Here is a 19089-nt window from a genome sequence, read left to right as displayed (position 1 = left end):
CTACCCTTCGGACCTTGTACGAACGACCGGAGTATGCCGACTCTAAGGAGCCACTTCTTAACTGGCATGGCCATGTCCTCAAGGCCAAGTGGCAATCCCCGGCGGACGTCAAAGCCGATTTTGGTACTGCGAGCATCCTGAAAGACGGACGCGTGGTCTTCAATATCGCTGGCAACAAGTATCGCCTGGTCAAGTCCATCAACTATCCGTACGGGATCGTTTTCGTCAAGTTCGTCGGCACGCACAAGCAGTACGACGCCATCGATGCACAAACTATCGAGGGACATCATGGACATTAAGCCTATTCGTACCGAAGCAGACTACCAGGCAGCGCTGCGCGAAGTGGAATCGCTCATGACTGCCGAGTTCGGAACGCCGGAAGGCGATCGTCTGGATGTGCTTGCGACACTGGTCGAAGCCTACGAGGCAAAACACTTCCCGATGGAAGCCGCAGACCCGATCGAAGCCATCAAATTCCAGATGGATCAGAAGGGCCTTACCGTCAAGGATCTCGAGCCGATGATTGGCCGGTCCAACAGGGTGTACGAGGTGCTGAACCGGACTCGTCCTTTGACGCTTCCGATGATCTGGCGGCTGCATAAAGGACTTGGTATCCCAGCCGAGGCTCTTATCCAACCGCCCAAAAGCGCTGCTGCTGTTTGACTCACTGTCGCCAGATCGATCTCGACGTGTTGTGACTTAAACAGTTCGGCCCTCCACGAAAGCCGGGGTGCTTCGGCCCCATCCTATGGTAGGTGTGCCTGTCTTGCGTTGCGTAGGAACGTCCTGTTCTCGCACGGTTCCGTGACGGTTCGCGATTGAGGTGCAGATCAACCTCAACAGGGGTGAATCCATGGTGAAGCGGACTAAACAGGACTGAAGCACCGTTTTGCACGGCTACAGGGCTCATGTGAGCCCATCCGCAACGGCCTGCTAGGCCGCCAAAATGCGACTCTAACTACAGCTCGGTCGATGTCAAATTAAATTTGACTAATAGGCGCATTCTTCAAATGAAACTTACATAAAATCAGCGCAGCATGTTTATTATTTGGAGGCGAGGACGGGAGTCGGACCCGTTTAGACGGCTTTGCAGGCCGTTTTGGCCTTCTGGAATCAAGGAGTTAGCTCTGCACCGCACTTTGCACCGCATGAGTTCGTTAGAACATGTCGTGCAAAAGCAGGCGAAAGCCTTTCTCATGCGACCGGCCGAGTCGCGTAATAGAAGCCAACAAGGAGCAACATGGGCAAGAGAAGATGCGACACGGCCGCAGCCAACGCATACCACCTCGCCCGCCTCCCTTCCGGGAAGCACCCCACCCCGAGCACGATGAGCTGATAGCCCGCAGCAAGATAAAACGCGGCAGAAAAACTGCTGTCGGCAAGCGCCGCCAGAAAACCCTGGAATAGCGTCAGGTTCATCGATTGAATTCCATCATGGCCATGGAACATCAGCGAACGGCATGCATGAACATGACCTCGACGCGATCTGCCTTCCTGTCGCAGTGTCTGGCGCGTGCGGCACCATAGAGCATGGAGTCGAACGTGATCCATTTCGGCGTCAGCATATCCTTGCGCGCGACCGTGAAGTTGGCCTCGCCATCGTGGAAAGCCAGAATGGGGGGTATCTCTTTGCCGTCGCCGCCTTGCGGATTGTAGACTTCGAGCTCAACCTTGCCGCTGGCATCGTCGTAGCCAGCGACTGCTTTGCCGGCCAAGGTAAAGCCGCAGCCTAGGCCCTGCTGATGGTAGGTGTAGTCAAACGATGGGACGCCGCGCGTATCAGCCTTCAGGTTTGCGATGCGCAGGTCGTGGCTGATGCCGCCGAGCTTCTCCGCGAAATGCAGGTCTGCGGCGGTGGACGCGTGCGCCCCGCAAGCAGCAAGCAGGCAGGCAACTCGAATGAGTGTCTTCAGCATGGTTGGTCTCGATAGGGTGATGAGGCGCGCTAGCGGGTCTTGCACGCGGTGACCGGGCCGAATACAAACTCCAGCCTACGCCCGAGCTGGCCCACGCCGTACCAGTTCCGGCTGTCCGACACGATAAATTTCGGCGTATTCCCCAGCACGTCGAGCGTCGTTTCGGCACCCGTGGCGGGATCGATCCACACCAATCCCCGCTTGCCGCCCGAACCTGCACAGGACTGGCGGATCGCCAGCAGGCCCTGCCCCGCAGGCGTGAAGGCTTCCACCTTGCAGAACGCGCTTTTATACGTAACCGCGGGAGTGATCGTGCCGCCTGCATCGACCGCGATCAGCGAAGACGTCCCGCGTGACTGCGAGAGCGAGTACGTCGTCGCCTGATAATCGATCGCGGTCGCGATGTTGTCCGAGGCTGTGACCACCTTATGCTGCGGACGCACGCTCCACAGATACCCGCCGCCCAGTTTAATTTTTGAGTTGGCGTAATAGATGGCGAGGTCGTTCTTCGGAACGATTTTCGGGTAGAAGTCGCCGCCGATGTACCATTGGCTCCCGATGGCCCGCACGGCGGCGAATTGCGTATAGCTGCCGTCTTTCATCATGCGCGTATGGAACTCCAGCGATTCGTCTACGGCCGTGACGAACATGCCGTAATACTCGTTGTTCGCGTCCGTATCCTTGCCAAAGCCGATGACGTCCAACTTGCCATCATGCGCCAGCATATCGATGGCAACCCGGCTTTCGGTAGACACCGGAATCGCAGCGCGCTTGAGTTCGTCGCCACTCCTGCTGTACTTGACCACGTAGACGCGGCCCACGTTGTTCGCCATCGCGTGTGCGGTGTCGGCGTTCGCCAGCACATACACGTTGTTGCCGTGGAACCGGCACGCCACGGCGTACACATTGGCCGTCGCGTCGGGAGGAGGCATCTGCCGGGTCCAACCTGCTTTTTTCCGTACCAGGTCCACCAGCGTGACGGTACTATAGACGGCCGCGCCAGGCTCCTTCACGTACGAGGTGACGACGCAGGCCTGTGTGCCGTCCGGCGAGATGGCGATGTTGTTGATGTCGGACGACGCCGTGAGATCGCCGAGCGGAATGCTGCCGGAGCGCGTAAGTTGCCCGCCTTGCGCATGGCCACACGCGATCAACAGGCTCAAGGAGCAGGTGGAAAATCGGTTCATGGCGGCTCCTGTGCACACCGGATTCAACGTCTCGCGGCAGCCGGGTGCACTGCTACCTCCGATATGGTTGCTCGTAGAGACTCTATAAGCGCTTGTGCGCATATGCTAACCAGCGGTGAACGTTGCCTGGGTCGAAATCAGAGCAGCTCCGCAACTCGTCTTATGTCCGTCGTAAGCGACTTGAATCCCATCGATGAGGTGATCAGGATTGCCTTCTACGACCGTACAGTTGTCATGTCCCGGCTTTGGACATGAACATAAATCGCCCACCCGGGCGACCGGAATACCGCCGATGGTATAGTGCTCTGCGGTTACTTTCACCACCTTACCACCGTGGCTGGTTGAATCGCCGAGTCGGATTACGTTAGGCATGAGCAGTATAGATTTGTCGAACTGAATTTACGCACCATACCCTCGGGTGCTTTGACCGGCAGTGGAGTGCTAAGTGAGGCTGTCGTCTGGGCCGGACGCCTTTGGCCGTTGCTGTGCACGATTGTCGTCTGTCGGCTTACCATCAGGTTTCATTTGGTACGCAATCAGGGTCCAGACTGTTGCCACCTCGTGCGTTCGCACATTGCCGCTCAATTTCTGCCAAAGGCTTGGAGCCCCTCGCAACGTCGCAGGAGGCATCAAATCTCCCTGCCTGAAGAATTGCGGCTGAGCGCCTTCGACCGTAGCATGTTCACTACATTGCCAATATCCGGTCTGCGGACAAACCTTCCCTGTGGCGACGAGTTCCCCAAGTGGCACTGCCGGCACGTGAGCGGTGTTGCCGACTTTGTTAACGGTTGACGTTGGACGGAGTCGCAAACTCGTCGAGATCGCCTGCCAGAGCTGTAGAGCGGCTTCATCCGACAGGCTCGAATTGACAGGATTGCCTGGATTCCCCTTGCCTGTCTCGAGCTCGAGCGTGATGTTGGGTGCAAGTACATCCATGCCCTTGCCCGGGCTTTCCCACATGAACGAGTGGGCACTGGTGCCGTTCGACTCCTTCACGCGCACGAGCACTTCGGAGCCCGGTATGCCGTTCAGAGTGCGCGCCTGTTTGCCCAGGTACTTGATGCTGCTGGCGAACTCCATTGCCGTATCGTTCTTCGCATGGCGTGCCAACAAGGACTCCTGGGGCTTGTCCAGCACCGCCGTGTCCAACCGGATTGCGATATCCGGATGCCCCTTGAGGGTCGCGAACATCGTGACGCCTTCGTCAGGTTCCGGAGGCGTCGTGCTGTGGATGATGCCATTCTCTGTACAAAATCCTGGCTCTGCCGGCATGGAGCCTGCAGTCCTCGAGGCGAAGTTCTTTACGAGGTCGTGCACGACCTGCTCATACTTCGGCGAGGCCAGGGATTGCCCTTTGAAGCGATAGAGAAGGTCATCCTTCAGCGCAAACGCTTCGACGGTAATGCCCTCGTCGCCGGTCACGGGCTGCCCGTTCCGCATCCTCGTGACGGCTTTTTCACGACCTGAATACAAGAGCGTCGCCTGCAGGTTGACCCCGTCGACGACCTCGCGCTTTTCCAATGATGGTCTTCCAAGCTCGTTCGTCTCGCCCCCCAACGCCGAGACGCGCTCGGCGATCGCGGCAGCCGCCTTTTGTGCGTCGTATCCCGCCTCCACACTGATCGTGACGCCGTCGACGCGCGCATCGGTAAAGGTGACTTCCGCGTCGGCCGGGAGGTCAACCATCAGTCTGCCAACACATACTGTTTTCGTTTGTTGCATCATTTGTTGTGCCGTCCTTGATTGCTGGCGTTGCGGGGGCGTCTTGCTGGCGACAAGAACTGCCACAAACAGTCCTGCCACGACGATGAACGTGTACCGCGTACGCTTTCCGATCTTCACTTAGCCTCCTGCACGATCTTGCAGATCAGATGGTGGGTCAGACTGAGCATGTGCTTGTTTGCATAACTACCCTGGTGGTCATAGCCAGTGGTGCGAAAAATGCGCCGTACTTTGCCACGTGGCCCGTCGCCAGACTGCTGCGAAACGGTACCGTCGCCGGACGTATCCTGGTCGCCTGGCGTGAACAATATTTCCCATACCGGCAGTTTATAAACCTCAGGCATTTGGATGAACCGGTTTTCGGTTTGCAGCGCCACCATCGGTTTGCCGGCAGGGAGCAGGCTCTTGACGGGATCGGTCAGCGCGCGTTGCTCGTCGGTTACCCAGCGGAACTTGCCAAATGAAGGTTTATCCTCGTCCGCGCCGTAATACGCATAAGTATTCGGGTGATAGTACGTGTCGAGTAGCTTCGTATGGAATTTCTCGGCCTGGGCCACCGCCTTGTCGCATGCACCTTTTACTCCGTCCTTGATCTTGCGATATTTACCAGCAGGATCCGCCAGACTGGGATCGATCAGGCGGAACCACGCGTCATAGTCACGGTACATGTCGCAAACGTTGCTGTGCTGGAGCGCGGCGACGTCTACGATGGTACCGTCCGGCTTTCTGACAGATGCGAACAGCCATGGCGACGGGTAGAGGTGGTTGGGGAGGAGTTCGAGAGGCCCGCATGCTGTAGCCATCGACGGCGTGGTCTTTTCGGGCGTGTCGCCTGCAATGGTCGCGAAACCCTTCATCGTATTACGGTCGTTCCAGCCTGCACCTGGCGCCGATTGTTCCGTTCCGCTGACGATGCGGCGATAGGCCAGTGGTGCGCCGAGCGCAGGCATGACGCCATGAACGACCCCGAGGATCTGGTCGGGAATCAGTTTGGCACATGCCCTTCCGACGAGGCCCCCCATCGAATGGGTAACGATGATGACCTGCTTGCATTCGTGCTTCCGGTCGGCCCAGAACTTGATAATCTCGAGGACCCGGTTCTTGAGCCGCTCGGCCGAGAATTCGTTCGAACGAACCCAGTTATATCCGCACGCGTAGACCGGATACTGGTACTGCGCGAATTTCTCCAACTCCTCTTCGGTCAACGGGGCGAGATCGGCGGCATTCCAGGAGGCTCGATCGTACTTCATGACCTTGTCCCAATAAGGACGCGGCTGGCGCTTCCTATTCGGGACGCCCGGAAGAAACGTGCTGTTCAGATTGGTTTGCAACGCAGCCAGCAAGGGGCCGTAGCTGTCCGCGTGGACCTCTCCCCACCAGCGTGTGCGCAGGTGCTCGATTGTGATGCCCTCGGCGCCGTCGGGCAGCGTCACCTGGCCAGAATCGTCCACTTCGAGTGTGTCGCCGTCCAGTATGCGCTGACGTTGCGCTGGGTTACGGTCCTTCCATACCAGCAAAGCCTTCACCTTCTCGGTCAGCCCGTTCGGCGGTCGCCACGCTGGGCTACCCGCCGACAATTCCCCATTCTGGGGCTGCTTTTTGTTCGTTGTCGCGCGCAGGTTGCTGCCCATGATACCGGGTACGACGATAACGGGAATCACCTTGCTTGACGGAATAGCGATGCCACCGATCGTGGTCATTGCCTCGGGCGTGAGTACGCTCATGCCCTTGAGAATGCCGTCATCGCCGACAATCGGGTCAGGGAGACGGCGGAATGGTTCTGTCATGACTGTTGTTTGATTTCGATTGATTACGACGCATCGCCATGTGGCTCGATAAAGATCTGCACTTCGCCCATGGACGTCGATCGCATCAGTTCAGTGCGTCCCTCAGCGTCGGTCTTTCCTGAGATTTCCTGGCCGTCGGACAGGATGGCGCGGTAGCTCCGGCGTGCTACCGGCAAGCCGGACTGCTGGTCGAACAGGACGATCCGTTCGTTGGTCCTGATGTCACTGGTCGGCAGCGTCATCGCCGCGACCGAGCCGCCACCGCCGGTCACATGGGCGAATTTGGCAGACTTGATCGTGTGGTTCGCACTGCACTGGTGCACGATCTCGTCATTGCCGAGGTCGACCTGCGCCCCCTTGGCGACCACGCGTACCTTCGGCGCCTGCAGCACGATTTCGTCGGCGGCACTCAGGACGATCCGTTTCGCGGACGTGATTTCGATATCGTCCTTGTGGGTCTGGATTTCCATCTTGCCGGACGCGGCGACCAGTTTCATGCCGAGCTTGTGAGCAAACATGCTGACGGTCTGGGCTGCGCGCACCAGGAACGTACTGCCTGTACTCACCTGGGTCGTGCCCACACTGATGAGGTCAATCTGGCTTTGCGCGCCCACCAGTACGTTGTCCTGGCTACCGATGGCGACGCCCGCCGGGGCGCTGACGGCGACCATCGGCATTCTGCCGCCGGTACCATCCGGGTCGACATTGGTACCGGCCTCCCATTCGTTGAGCCGCTTGACGAGGTCCTTGAGCTTCGCGGCCGGTGTCGGATCCGCATGGTGCGTCTCAGCTAACTGCGACAGTTGCTGCTGGACGCTCTGGAGCACCTCGGTCAGCCCCAACAGCGCCTCCCGCTGCAGCAACGCGCCGTCAGCACTGCGCTGGCCGTCCGCACTGATGAACACGCCGGATTTACCGCGTACGGATACGGCGCCGTCCGAACGCAGTTCGGCGCCCTCTCCGCGGGCGCCGCCGTGTCCGTTCTGGCGCGGGTGAGTCAGCCATCCGAGGTTCAGCTGGCTATGACCATGTTCGCTCGCGAGCTGGCTGCTGATCTCTCCGGGCGTGTCGTCGAACCGTAGCTGGTTGTAGCGCATGCCCTTGACTTCCTTGCTCTTGATGCCGGCAAGGAAGCGGTTTCCGGGCAATTCCCCGACGTGACTGAAGGCCGGCGGCAAGGGCCTGCCATACATGCTGCCCACGACGACCGGCTTGTCCGGGTCGCCGCCGAGGAAGTCCACCAGCACCTCGTCCCCGACGCGCGGCAAATGCATGCTGCCCCATTTATCGCTCGCCCAAAAGCTGGCGACACGCACCCAAGCCGAGTCGCGATCGCTGTTCGAGGCACCGGGACCGGACCCGTGGTCTTGTTCGCGCGTTCCGAGAAAACGCAGCTTGACGCGGCCCATCGCATCGCAATGCACCTCTTCGCCAGGGGGGCCGACAACGACGGCACTTTGCAACGTCACGCGCGGCAGGTCCGTGCGCGGATCGAATGCAGGAACGATGGGAATACCGCGCCGCACGCACGAGAACCGGTTCGTGTAGCGCATCTCGCGTCGTTCACTCGCACCGAAAAGTTCGGACGCGGCACGCCCGTTTTCCCAGCCATTCACGGCAAACAGGCGCTGCACAACTTCATCGGCCGTCGTCGGTAAATTATTTTCCGCGCTGACCCATAATTCCGTCAGCACGAATTCGCGCTCGTCTTCCGGATGCGAATCGATCTCAGGATGCCCATCCAGACTGAACTACTCTCCGACACACAAGTCACGCACACCGCCTTCGCCATGGAAACACTTTGATTCGTATTCGTGCCTCTGGATACGCAGTTCTCCGAGCCGCTTGTAATCTGCAACATCATCGCCCGCATGCGGGGGATCGACGAGGTAGTCGTCTAAGCTAAAGGCGAACTGGGTGCCGACTTCGCCGAGGCGCATCACGGTCGGTGCCTGGACGGACATCAATGCGCCTGTCTTGTAGTCCCAGCTCTGCCGGCTGACGCTGCCACTCCTCAGCGTTCGCGTTGCGCTCCAGTGATAAATGCTGTCGGACGTCAGCGTGGCGAGGTCATTGTCGAATCGGATTGCGCCCGCTTCATTGCGGCCGAGGACGTACGGAGAATCGAACAGGACCAGCGTGTGCGCCGGCGTCCGGTCGGTGCCGGTTTCGCTTGCAGCACCCGGGCGGATAAACCAGGAAATACCGCGCCGTTTCCACAACCGGCGTAAAAATGCAGCATCCGATTCGTTGTGCTGCATTGTGAATTCACGGGAGGGATAAGCGTTGCCTACGCCGGAAAAATCGATATCCAGCACCCTTGCCAGCACTGGATTCATCGCCCGCCATTCGTTGATCAAGGCTGCGGACAAATCGATCTCATTGACATTGCGGAAAACACGTGTGTTCACCCGCTGCTCCATCAATGCCAGTGAATCCCGAACAACGAGGTGATAAGTGGCAAGTCCGCCATCACTCTGCCCCGCCGCCGCTTCCGCCACGATGCCGCAAACGGAACGCAATTGTCCGCGATCGGTGACGAATTGCAGCTCGATCGGCAGGGCAATTAAATCTTTGAGAGGTAACGTGGCGTGCGACGATACGCAATAAAGCCGATATTCCAGGCCGCCGCACAACTGTTCGTGCCCATCTGCTTTTTTAACGAGCAGAACATCGTCAAAAACGTTTTCCGGGCCGGCAAGTCTCAGACGGATGGGGCGATGTGCTTCGCTCAAACCCGACACTAAATTACCCAACTCGTTGAAAAGCGACCTACCTGTTCCGTCGAGGCTCTCGAACATATATTCCCGCAAACAATTGTTGAGTGACAATAACTGGGAAACGATCTGCTGCAGTGGCAGCGGAAATGATTGTTACGTCACGCGGGCGTACGATATCACAACAGAATGTGGGGATTTCTCTCGGAAATTCACAGTTCGCAAGACGCAAACGATCCGGCGGAACCGGGCAACGGCCAGTCAGGTGCAACCGTTTTCGAGCAAATGAGGATGGGGAAAACGTTCTTATGCGACCGGCCGAGTCGCGTAGTAAAAGCCGGCAAGCAGGAACATAGATGTCTAGACTCGTGGGATCATGTACCCATCCGTAGCTGGCCGCTCTTCAAGGCCAGGAACGTTTTGCGTACACCGTTCCAATCCGATCTTTCACTGGCGACACGATGGCCCAGGTACTGCACAGCCAAGCTCGCACCACCCACCTGATCCGTGAGGAAATCAGGAACTCAAGGCTGCCGCAAGCAAAATTGGCCAGGCTGTGCAACGTCTCCCGCCAGACCATCCGGAAATGGCAAGATCGGGATTCCTCGGAAGACAAGTCGCACGCGCCCATCAAGATGTACACAACTCTGTCTCCCGAACAGGAGCTCATCGTTGTGGAGCTACGTAAGACTCTCCTGCTACCGACGGACGACCTGCTGGCGGTCACACGCGAGTTCATCAATCCCGCAGTCTCGCGTGCCGGCCTCGGGCGCTGCCTGCGCCGCCACGGCGTCTCCGACCTGCGCGACCTGGTCGAGCAGGAAGGCGCTGCCCCGGCTACGAAGAAGACCTTCAAGGACTACGAGCCGGGCTTCGTGCACATTGACATCAAGTACCTGCCGCAGATGCCGGACGAAACGGCAAGGCGCTATCTGTTTGCTGCCATCGACCGCGCCACGCGCTGGGTTTTCGTCGAACTGTATGCCGATCAAACCGACGGCAGCAGTGTCGATTTCCTCACCAAGGTCCAGCATGCCTGCCCGGTCAAGATCGTCAAACTGCTGACCGACAACGGCAGCCAGTTCACCGACCGCTTCACGGCCGGCGGCAAAAAGAAGGAGCCCAGCGGTTCGCACGTGTTCGATCGGCTGTGCAAACAGTTCGACATCGAGCACCGCCTCATCCCACCTCGCCACCCGCAGACCAACGGCATGGTGGAGCGCTTCAATGGCCGCATCAGCGACATCGTCAACCAGACCCGTTTGGGCTCAGCTGCCGAACTGGAATCGACGCTGCGCAATTACGTCAAGATCTACAACCACAGCATTCCGCAGCGAGCGCTCAAGCATAAAACACCCATTCAGGCACTCAAGGAATGGAATGAAAAACGCCCTGAATTATTCAGGAAACGCGTCTATAACCAGCCGGGTCTTGACAACCCATGGCGGCGCCAGCATCGCTGCTGTTGACGGCGTTGAACTTGCTGCCATCGATGGCGACCACCCAGCTGCCGGCACAATACAACGAACTGGCGGCAAACATCGCGACGGAAGTTCGCTGTCGCCATGAAGTCGGGGCTCAAGCGCTGCATCAGCCACATCAATTCGATGTTGCGCTGGGCTTCATCCGCAGATGTGCGTCGATTTAGGAAAAGCCTTCTCGAGTATCGCCAGAGGCGACGCACACGACATCGGCCGACAACACTTTGCCTTCATCAGCTGCCTTGCCGATCAGCATGTGAATCGCACGCTGGCTGGGCGTGGTTTGACGTCGTCCGGAAGGCACCTGCAATGCCCCACAGCGCAAGATATGCATTCGATAATACATTTTCTAATGTCGAAGGTTTGCTATGCGCCGGCGTCAACTACACGATGCGGCAAGCCTTAATTCGTCGTGAATTGCTGACGTAGATCAGCGCCAATGCGCTGATCTGACAGAATGCTGGAGGCGAGGACGGGAGTCGAACCCGTCTAGACGGCTTTGCAGGCCGTTTTCGCTCTTAGGAATCAAAGGGTTAGCTCTGCACCACACTTTGCACCACATGAGTTCGTCGCATTCGAGGTGCAGAGCCCCAGGCGTGGCTTCGGCCTGCGCTTCGTTCGCGACTTGCTTGGCAAGCTGCTTGGCGGCTTGAACTGCAAGCGTCTACGATCCCTGCTTCGACACCGCCAACGCGACATTCACGCAGCAATTACGGCTCGACTATTACTCTAGACCAGAGCAGGGTCGATCGGATCGCGCCGGTAAAACGTAAGGTCCGGGCAAGGCATACATACCTAATCCCTACCTCGATCAGTGTCTGTAGTCTTAGAGAGCCGACCTCTGCCATCTTGTTCAGCACGATTCTATGCTCCACCGCGACTGGTCCAGTCTGTCACATCATGAGTTCGGCCGGCGAACGGAGTTAGGGGCCAAACGGCTCAGCGATGGGCAAGCTGCCGCCCGGTCGAGCATCTTGATCATCGTTCCGCGTACCCGCAGCACAGCCGTATGTAATTGCGGAGGCATCGGCCTTCCTAATCTAGCGCGCCAGGCCGAGTTCGCCATTCGCCACCCGCGCCTGGCGCCCCGCTTTGTCGGCCCGCCGCGCCATGCTCTGCAGGTCGAGCGGGCGCGTGAGCCGGTGGCGCGCCAGCGCCGCGCCGCCTACCGCGACCACGTCCGCGCCGAAGCGCGAAGTGCGGATTTCCGGCGCGGTCAGCATCGCGGCATCCGCGTACTCGCCCAGCACCCGCCGCGCCGGCTCGATCAGCGTGTCGCCCAGCCGCACTGCCGGTCCGCCGATGACGATCGCCATCGGGTCGAAGCTGGCCCAGAGGTTGTTGAGCAGGACGCCGAGCTGGCGGCCGGCTGCGTCCACTGCGGCGCAGGTGGCCGGGTCGCCGTCGACCACGCGGCGGAACAGCCGGTCCAGCGCGGGATGGCTGGGCAGTTCGGCGCCTAGCAGCGCGCCTAGGCCGATCAGGGCATCGGCGCAGCCGCGCCTGCCACACGAGCACAGCGGCCCGCCGGCCTGCAGGATCGCGTGGCCCGCTTCGCCGGCAAAGCCGTGCAGGCCGGTCAGCAGGCGGTCGTTGACGATCACGCCGGCGCCCACGCCATAGCCGATTGACAGATAAATCAAGGGATCGGTGCTGGCCTGGTCGCCGAATTCGAACTCGCCCAGCGCGGCGACGTTCGCCTCGTTCTGCATGTACAGCGGCAGGCCGTCCAGCGGCGAGCCCTTGGCGTGGGCCTGGACGATCCCGGCCACGTCCACGTCACGCCAGCCGAGGTGGGGCGCGTGGTGCAGCAGACCCAGCGCCTCGTCGACGGCGCCGTGCAGGCCGATGCCCACGCCGAGAATGGGGCGCCCGAGCCGTTTCGCCAGCTTCGCGAGCGCGAGCGCGGCCAGCCGGATGCACGACGTGGGGTCGCCCGGATCCTCGTACGTGAGGATGCGCGTGTCGAGGACTTCGCCCAGCAGGTTCGTCGCGACGACGCGGGCTTCGTCCACGCCCAGTTCGGCGCCGAGCAGAGCCAGGCGCGACGGATCGAGATGCAACGGCGTGGCACGCCGGCCGACTTCGCCCGTCACGAGCAGCTCGCTTTCGGTGAGCCAGCCTTCGTCGACCAGTGCGCGCACGAGCAGGCTGATGCCGGCCTTGGTCAGGCCCAGCACGTCGGCCAGCGCCGCGCGCGACAGCCCGGGCTGGGTGCTCACCTGGCGTACGACGGCCATGCGGTTCAGTTGTTTGAGGAGTTGCTGGTCACCGGTAACTTGCATGGGCTAAGAAAATCAAGTGGTTGTGATGATTATGCAACGGGTTGGAAAAATTTGTTGGTCATGCAAACTGCATATTTGCAACATCTTTCCGTCTCGCAACGCAAAGTTTCACGGCCCGGTCATCCTCATCGTATTGGATGAAGTGATTGATTTAATTATGAAATCGATTTCTCGCGTACGTACCGACATCAATGTACGTATGTTACGTAATCCCCGCTTTCACGATCAAAACTGTGTCCCGCCGTGGTGCACCGACGCTCATTGTTGAGGCAAACATTTGGTTTGATCGATTGACCAAAATATTTAGTGTCATTAATCTACGGGAAATGATGTCCGCTATCAATGATAAATAAGGCAACAAAGCGACGGCTGCCGCAGCCGCCGCAGCGGACAACAGACCCCGCCGGCAATGACCCGATGCGGGCCGCCAGGTTGTAGCACCACCAGTACGGACGCCGCCGCCCGTCGGGTCCGGCGTTTTTTCGAGAGACGAGAGGAGACACAGTGCAACACACCAAGAGGGTTTTTTCCCATCACCTGAACACCAGGCATCGCCTGATCAGCCTCGCCGTTGCGAGTGCCTGTGCCGGCCTGGTTGCGCCGGCCCAGGCGCAGGATACGGGCGCCGCCAACGGCATCGCCGCGCCGACCGACCAGACGGGGTCCACGCCCGTGCAGGGCGTCGCGACGAATACCGTCGTGGTGACCGGTATCCGGGCCAGTATGCAGTCGACGCTGAACCTGAAGAAGAACTCCGATGGTATCGTCGACGGTATCGTCGCTGAAGACATCGGTAAATTCCCGGACACGAACCTGGCCGAGTCGCTGCAGCGCATCACCGGCGTGTCTATCGACCGTCAAAATGGCGAAGGCCAGAAGATCACGGTGCGCGGCATGGGCCCCGACTTCAACCTGGTGCTGTTGAATGGCCGTCAAATGCCGACGGCTGACCTGAACGACGCGAACGGCCGCTCGTTCTCCTTCGACAACCTGGCGTCGGATGCCATTTCGCAGCTGCAGGTCTACAAGACCAGCCGCGCCCAGGATCCGTCCGGCGGCATCGGCGCCACGGTCAACATCATGACCGCGCGTCCTCTCGACCAAAAGGGCACCGTGGCGAGCGTTGGCGTCAAGGGCGTGGTGGACCAGTCGAGCCAGAACCTGCCCGACTTGCTGAAGGGTAAGCGCGTTACGCCTGAAGTTTCCGGCATCTTCAGCACCGTCAGCAAAGATGGGATGTGGGGCTTTGGCGGCAACGCCAGCTACTCGAAGCGCGACTCGGGCTTGAATCGTGCCCAGATCGCCAATGGCTGGATCGGCCCCTACAAAGGTTCGGATGTGATTGACGGCTCGACCTTGCCGCAGCCCGGTGCGCCCGTCGGCAGCGTAACGAACCGTCCAGGTCCGAACGATCTGTATGAGCGCCCACAAAACTTTGGTTACCAGGTCAACGGTCTCGAGCGCGAGCGTGTGAATGGCCAGGCCGTGCTGCAATTCCGTCCGGTCAAGGAACTGACCGCGACGCTTGATTACACCTTCGCGCAGAACAAGCTGCACACCCGCCGCGCCGAGATGAGTGTCTGGTTCGCCCAGACGCCGACCTCGACCAGCACCTGGCCGGGTGGCAGCAACCAGGCGCCCTTGACTTACTCGGAAGTGTACAACACGCCGCAGGACATGTCGGTCATCTCAGCCGACTATGCCACCAAGAACACGCTGAATTCGGTCGGCTTCAACACTGTCTGGAAACCGAAATCCGGCCTGAGGTTCACGCTCGACGCCCACTCGTCGAGCGCCGAATCGAAAGCCGACAGCCCATGGGGCAGCAGCAATCAGCTGAGCAACGCCAGCTTCAGCCGCGGCAGAACCTCGATTGACTTCACCCACGAGCTGCCGATCCTGGGCATTGACGGCACCAACGTGGCCGCCGAGCCGATCCAGGCAACCGGTTCGCAGTTCTCCAACACCTACGTCAAGTCGACCGTCAAGCAGTTGCAGTTGAGCGGCGAGTGGAAGGTGGCCGAAGCGTCGAACCTGAACTTCGGTGTGGGCTATACCGACGTGAAAAACCGCTCGACCTCATCGCTCGTGCAGAACAACGGATGGTCGGGCTTGACCAACAAGAACGACTATCCCGCCAGCCTGTTCTCGAAGAGTGACACCGCCAGCTACTTCGACCAGTTCGGTGGCGACGGCGCGGCCGGCATGTTCAGGGACTTCTACACGGCCGATTTCGGCGCACTGCGCGCGGCAACCGCCGCCGCCGCCACCAAGCCTGGCTATGTCAGTAACGACGGTCTGAAAACGCAAGCAAGCTTCCTGCCGAATTTCGCCACGACCGACAGCGACCAGCGTCTGGAGGAAAAAACGACGACGGCCTACGTGGCCTTGAGCCAGGACTGGGAGCTGGCCATTCCGGTCCACACCTCGGTCGGCCTGCACTTCGAAAAAACCAAGGTCACTTCGGTGGCCCAGGTGCTCCCGGCGACGGGCGTGACCTGGATTTCGCAGAATGAGCTGCCGCTGACCTTTGCCGGTACCGCCTACTCGAACACGCATGGCTCCTATAGCAACGTGTTGCCAAACGTGAATGCCGACTTCGACGTGACCTCGAACTTCAAGGTGCGCGCCGGCGCCGGCGTCACCATCAGCCGCGCCCGTTACAACGAGCTGCAGGGCGGCCTGAACATCGGCACCGGTTCCGACTACTATCTGGGTGGCACTGCTGCGACGGGTAATCCGAGCCTCAAACCGGTGAAGTCGAAGAACCTGGACTTGTCTTTCGAATGGTACTTCACCCAGCACAGCGTCGCCTCGCTGGGTCTGTTCAACAAGAAGTTGACTGACTACACTGCCCAGAGCCAGGTCCTGGAAAACCAGTACGGCATCCATACCCCGATCGGCGGCGGGTACTATAAAGCCGCCCTGGCGACTGGTGGTTGCACCGTCGCGGACACCAACTGCATCCGTAACTACATTCTCAACAACTACAACGGCCAACCTGGCGTCACGAAGACCGGTGTGAACTCCGTTGGCAATGCCACCGGTGTGATCACGGGCATCCCGAGCGACCCGCTGATGCAGTTCAGGACCTCCAGCTTCGTGAACTCGCAGCCGGCCAGCTTGCATGGCGCCGAATTGGCCGTTCAGCATATGTTCGGCGAGACCGGCTTTGGCGTTCAGGCGAACTACACCTACGTGACCTCGCCATTGAAATACAAGAACGACCAAACCACCGATCAGTTCGCAATCCTGGGTCTGAGCAATTCGGCCAACCTGGTGGGTATCTATGAAAACTTCGGTTGGACGGTACGACTCGCCTACAACTGGCGTGACTCCTTCCTGGCGTCGAAGACCGATGGCGGCGGACACCTGGATCCGGTGTACACCGCCTCGTATGGCCAGACCGACCTGAGCGTGGGCTATGCCGTGACCAAGAACCTGAACGTGCTGTTCGAAGGGATCAATCTGACCAATTCGACGCAACGTCAGTACGGCCGCACCAAGAGCCACTTCCTGAACGCAACCCAGACCGGCCCACGTTACATGGTTGGCGCACGTTACACGTTCTGATTGCTGAAGTCGGCACTTGATAAGTGAGCAGGTCCTGAAGCAGGCCGTGGTGACGACCATGGCCTGCTTTTTTCTTGCTACACTGAATCGCTACACTACTTACTGGATGGAACTCGCGTGCGTAGTCAACCCCTGGAAAAGGTCGTGATCGTCGGTGGCGGCTCGGCCGGCTGGCTGACCGCCGCGCTGGTCGCGGCAGCGCATCAGACCCCTGCCGGCCCGGCCTTGAAGGTGACCCTGATCGAATCGCCCGACGTGGCGCCGGTGGGCGTCGGCGAGGGAACCTGGCCCAGCATGCGTGAGACCTTGCGCCGCATCGGCGTGTCCGAGAACGATTTCTTCCGCGCCTGTGACGCCTCGTTCAAACAGGGCTCGCTGTTCGTCGGCTGGGTCGACGGCAGCGATGACGACGCGTATTACCACCCGTTCGAACTCCCCTACGGCTATGGCGAAACCCATCTGGCCGCGAGCTGGCAGCGCCAACACGGCGCCGTGCCGTTTGCCGATCTGGTCAGCGTCCAGCCGCACCTGTGCCGCGCCGGCAGGGCGCCCAAGCAGGCGACGACGCTGGAGTTCGCCGCCGTGGCCAACTATGGCTACCACCTCGACGCCGCCAGGTTCGGCCTGTTCCTGCGCCGCCACTGCACCGAGAAACTCGGCGTGGTCCACGTGGCGGACCATGTGGTGGCGGTCCATGCGCACGATGACGGCGACATCGCCTCGGTGCAGACGGCGCTGGGCGGCGCCATCGAGGGCGATCTGTTCATCGATTGCAGCGGCTCGCAAGCGCTCTTGCTGGGCAAGCATTACGGCGTGCCCCTGCTGCCGCAAGGGCATATCCTGTTCAATGACCGCGCTTGCGTGGTCCAGCTGGGCTATCCGGAGCCGGCCAGCCCGATCGCATCGCAGACCCAATCGACGGCGCAGGAAGCCGGCTGGATCTGGGATATCGGCTTGCCGACCCGGCGCGGCATCGGCCATGTGTATTCGAGCGCCCACACCAGCGACGCGCAGGCCGAGCAGGCCTTGCTGGCCTACGTCGAACGCAGCGACGGTGGCGCACCGATGCTCACCGCGCCGCGCAAGCTCGGCTTCGAGCCCGGCTACCGCGACCATTTCTGGCATCGCAACTGCGTGGCCATCGGCCAGTCGGCCGGATTCATCGAGCCGCTCGAGGCGTCGGCACTGGCGATGGTGGAGTTGTCCGCCACCATGCTCAGCGACGGCATGCCGGCCAACCGCGCCGTGATGGACATCGTCGCCAAACGCTTCAACGATGCCTTCACCTACCGCTGGGAACGGGTGATCGATTTTCTCAAGCTGCATTATGTGCTCAGCCGGCGCAACGCCAGCCAGTACTGGCGCGATCACCGGGCGGCGGCATCGATTCCCACGCGCCTGAACGAGTTGCTCGCGCTCTGGCGCACGCAGCCGCCGTCGCGCTACGACCTGCATCGGATCGAAGAGCTGTTTCCCGCCGCCAGTTATCAATACGTGATGTACGGCATGGGGCTGGTGCCGGAGGTGGACCGGCGGATCCGCCACTGCGAGCACGCCGATCTGGCCGACGGCTACTTCCGCCAGGCGGCCGCAATGACCCGCAAGATGCTGGCGGGGCTGCCAGGCAACCGCGAACTGATCGGGCATATCGTGCATCACGGCATGCCGATCAGGTAGTCAATGACATTTGAATGAAGAGGCAAGCAATGACCCACCGTGTTTTGTTGAACAACGTCGAACACAAAGACCTGAAAATCATTCTTGGCCGCGGCACCCGGTTCGGTGACGGCGAGACGATCTGCCCGACCTTCCCGGCCGAGTTTCGCAATGTGCTGGCCCACTATCCGATCGTGTTCCGCGAGACCGGCAACGAACAGCGCTACGAACCGGTGGCGCTGTTCGGTTTTGCGGAGGGCGAGAACCTGTTTGCCGGCGCCGATGCCTGGGATGCGCTGTACGTGCCGATGGCCGTGGCGCGCCAGCCCTTCTCGATGGGACTGCATGGCGACGGTCTGCTGGTGCATGTCGACCTCGATCATCCAAAAGTGAGCACGACCACCGGCTATCCGCTGTTTCTCGAATACGGCGGCCAGAGCGAGCTGCTGGAACAAGTCAACAGCCTGCTGCTGGCTTTGCACGAGGGGCTGCAGAGCAACGCCGGCTTTGTCGCCGCGCTGCTCGACCATGACCTGATCGAGCCGCTCACGCTCGACATCGAATTGAACAACGGCTCGCACAACCAGCTGCTTGGCTTTTCGGCGATCAACGAGGAAAAGCTTGCTGCGCTCGACGGTGCGGCGCTTGCGCACCTGCATCGGCACGGCTACCTGATGGCTGCCCATCAGATGGGTGCATCGCTCGTCCAGCTGCGCGAGCTCATCGAGCGCAAAAACCAGCGCGTTGCGGTCGATGGCTAAACCG

Annotated in this window: 15 protein-coding genes and 1 pseudogene; 6 read left to right on the top strand and 10 right to left on the bottom strand. The window is 60.2% G+C overall.

Annotation, left to right across the window (positions count from 1 at the left end; all coding sequences use genetic code 11):
* Positions 1 to 14: 14 nt before the first annotated feature.
* Both ACEN9G_RS23485 and ACEN9G_RS23480 read left to right on the top strand, forming a co-directional pair.
* Positions 15 to 299: a type II toxin-antitoxin system HigB family toxin gene (locus ACEN9G_RS23485; protein ID WP_483127027.1), complete on the top strand. Its 285-nt coding sequence runs from the start codon at positions 15 to 17 to the stop codon at positions 297 to 299.
* Positions 289 to 663, top strand: coding sequence for a helix-turn-helix domain-containing protein (locus ACEN9G_RS23480; RefSeq protein WP_413339475.1), 375 nt, complete (start codon positions 289 to 291; stop codon positions 661 to 663). Before ACEN9G_RS23485 ends, ACEN9G_RS23480 begins: the two co-directional genes overlap by 11 nt.
* A gap of 531 nt (positions 664 to 1194) precedes the next feature.
* Here ACEN9G_RS23480 and ACEN9G_RS23475 read toward each other — a convergent pair.
* The 8 genes from ACEN9G_RS23475 to ACEN9G_RS23440 form a co-directional block, all read right to left on the bottom strand.
* Positions 1195 to 1419, bottom strand: coding sequence for a hypothetical protein (locus ACEN9G_RS23475; RefSeq protein WP_413339477.1), 225 nt, complete (start codon positions 1417 to 1419; stop codon positions 1195 to 1197).
* Positions 1420 to 1448: 29 nt separating this feature from the next.
* Positions 1449 to 1916 (bottom strand): hypothetical protein, encoded by a 468-nt coding sequence (locus ACEN9G_RS23470; RefSeq protein ID WP_413339478.1) that lies wholly within the window; start codon positions 1914 to 1916, stop codon positions 1449 to 1451.
* Between the two features lie 29 nt (positions 1917 to 1945).
* The gene (locus ACEN9G_RS23465; protein ID WP_413339480.1) at positions 1946 to 3103 is read right to left on the bottom strand and encodes a hypothetical protein; all 1158 of its coding nucleotides are present in this window, start codon (positions 3101 to 3103) and stop codon (positions 1946 to 1948) included.
* Positions 3104 to 3208: 105 nt separating this feature from the next.
* Positions 3209 to 3475 carry a PAAR domain-containing protein gene (locus tag ACEN9G_RS23460; RefSeq protein ID WP_413339481.1) on the bottom strand — a complete coding sequence of 89 codons (267 nt, stop codon included), beginning with the start codon at positions 3473 to 3475 and terminating at the stop codon, positions 3209 to 3211.
* Between the two features lie 69 nt (positions 3476 to 3544).
* Positions 3545 to 4945 (bottom strand): T6SS immunity protein Tli4 family protein, encoded by a 1401-nt coding sequence (locus ACEN9G_RS23455; protein ID WP_413339483.1) that lies wholly within the window; start codon positions 4943 to 4945, stop codon positions 3545 to 3547.
* Entirely contained in the window at positions 4942 to 6612 is a 1671-nt protein-coding gene (locus tag ACEN9G_RS23450; RefSeq protein ID WP_413339484.1) for an esterase/lipase family protein, read from the bottom strand. The genes ACEN9G_RS23455 and ACEN9G_RS23450 overlap by 4 nt, the downstream gene beginning before the upstream one ends.
* 23 nt (positions 6613 to 6635) lie before the next feature.
* Positions 6636 to 8306, bottom strand: coding sequence for a DUF2345 domain-containing protein (locus tag ACEN9G_RS23445; protein WP_413339485.1), 1671 nt, complete (start codon positions 8304 to 8306; stop codon positions 6636 to 6638).
* A gap of 57 nt (positions 8307 to 8363) precedes the next feature.
* Positions 8364 to 9413 (bottom strand): type VI secretion system Vgr family protein, encoded by a 1050-nt coding sequence (locus ACEN9G_RS23440; RefSeq protein ID WP_413339486.1) that lies wholly within the window; start codon positions 9411 to 9413, stop codon positions 8364 to 8366.
* A gap of 377 nt (positions 9414 to 9790) precedes the next feature.
* Here ACEN9G_RS23440 and ACEN9G_RS23435 point away from each other — a divergent pair, with 377 nt between their 5' ends.
* Positions 9791 to 10798, top strand: a complete 1008-nt coding sequence (locus tag ACEN9G_RS23435) for an IS481 family transposase (protein ID WP_413339488.1) — start codon at positions 9791 to 9793, stop codon at positions 10796 to 10798.
* Here the strand turns inward: ACEN9G_RS23435 and ACEN9G_RS23430 are convergent.
* Both ACEN9G_RS23430 and ACEN9G_RS23425 read right to left on the bottom strand, forming a co-directional pair.
* Positions 10785 to 11004 (bottom strand): annotated as a pseudogene (locus tag ACEN9G_RS23430) (transposase); the annotation flags it as partial. The gene ACEN9G_RS23435 and the pseudogene ACEN9G_RS23430 overlap by 14 nt on opposite strands.
* Before the next feature lie 846 nt (positions 11005 to 11850).
* Entirely contained in the window at positions 11851 to 13095 is a 1245-nt protein-coding gene (locus ACEN9G_RS23425; protein ID WP_483127026.1) for an ROK family protein, read from the bottom strand.
* 504 nt (positions 13096 to 13599) lie between these two features.
* Here ACEN9G_RS23425 and ACEN9G_RS23420 point away from each other — a divergent pair.
* From ACEN9G_RS23420 to ACEN9G_RS23410, 3 genes are all read left to right on the top strand, one after another.
* Positions 13600 to 16668, top strand: a complete 3069-nt coding sequence (locus ACEN9G_RS23420) for a TonB-dependent receptor (protein WP_413340772.1) — start codon at positions 13600 to 13602, stop codon at positions 16666 to 16668.
* Between the two features lie 117 nt (positions 16669 to 16785).
* Positions 16786 to 18345 carry a tryptophan halogenase family protein gene (locus ACEN9G_RS23415; protein ID WP_413340770.1) on the top strand — a complete coding sequence of 520 codons (1560 nt, stop codon included), beginning with the start codon at positions 16786 to 16788 and terminating at the stop codon, positions 18343 to 18345.
* Between the two features lie 14 nt (positions 18346 to 18359).
* On the top strand, positions 18360 to 19085 hold the full coding sequence (locus ACEN9G_RS23410) for a SapC family protein (protein WP_483127025.1): 726 nt from the start codon (positions 18360 to 18362) through the stop codon (positions 19083 to 19085).
* Positions 19086 to 19089 lie beyond the last annotated feature (4 nt).

It is taken from the genome of Massilia sp. Masssp94, from assembly GCF_059491305.1.
This window is presented reverse-complemented; position numbering and strand designations above follow the sequence as displayed.

Excerpts from the sequence above, each read along its gene's own strand:
- ACEN9G_RS23480 (WP_413339475.1), top strand. The coding sequence starts at position 289 with ATGGACATTAAGCCTATTCGTACCGAAGCAGACTACCAGGCAGCGCTG.
- ACEN9G_RS23475 (WP_413339477.1), bottom strand. The coding sequence starts at position 1,419 with ATGAACCTGACGCTATTCCAGGGTTTTCTGGCGGCGCTTGCCGACAGC.
- ACEN9G_RS23470 (WP_413339478.1), bottom strand. The coding sequence starts at position 1,916 with ATGCTGAAGACACTCATTCGAGTTGCCTGCCTGCTTGCTGCTTGCGGG.
- ACEN9G_RS23465 (WP_413339480.1), bottom strand. The coding sequence starts at position 3,103 with ATGAACCGATTTTCCACCTGCTCCTTGAGCCTGTTGATCGCGTGTGGC.
- ACEN9G_RS23460 (WP_413339481.1), bottom strand. The coding sequence starts at position 3,475 with ATGCCTAACGTAATCCGACTCGGCGATTCAACCAGCCACGGTGGTAAG.
- ACEN9G_RS23450 (WP_413339484.1), bottom strand. The coding sequence starts at position 6,612 with ATGACAGAACCATTCCGCCGTCTCCCTGACCCGATTGTCGGCGATGAC.
- ACEN9G_RS23440 (WP_413339486.1), bottom strand. The coding sequence starts at position 9,413 with ATGTTCGAGAGCCTCGACGGAACAGGTAGGTCGCTTTTCAACGAGTTG.
- ACEN9G_RS23435 (WP_413339488.1), top strand. The coding sequence starts at position 9,791 with ATGGCCCAGGTACTGCACAGCCAAGCTCGCACCACCCACCTGATCCGT.
- ACEN9G_RS23425 (WP_483127026.1), bottom strand. The coding sequence starts at position 13,095 with ATGCAAGTTACCGGTGACCAGCAACTCCTCAAACAACTGAACCGCATG.
- ACEN9G_RS23410 (WP_483127025.1), top strand. The coding sequence starts at position 18,360 with ATGAAGAGGCAAGCAATGACCCACCGTGTTTTGTTGAACAACGTCGAA.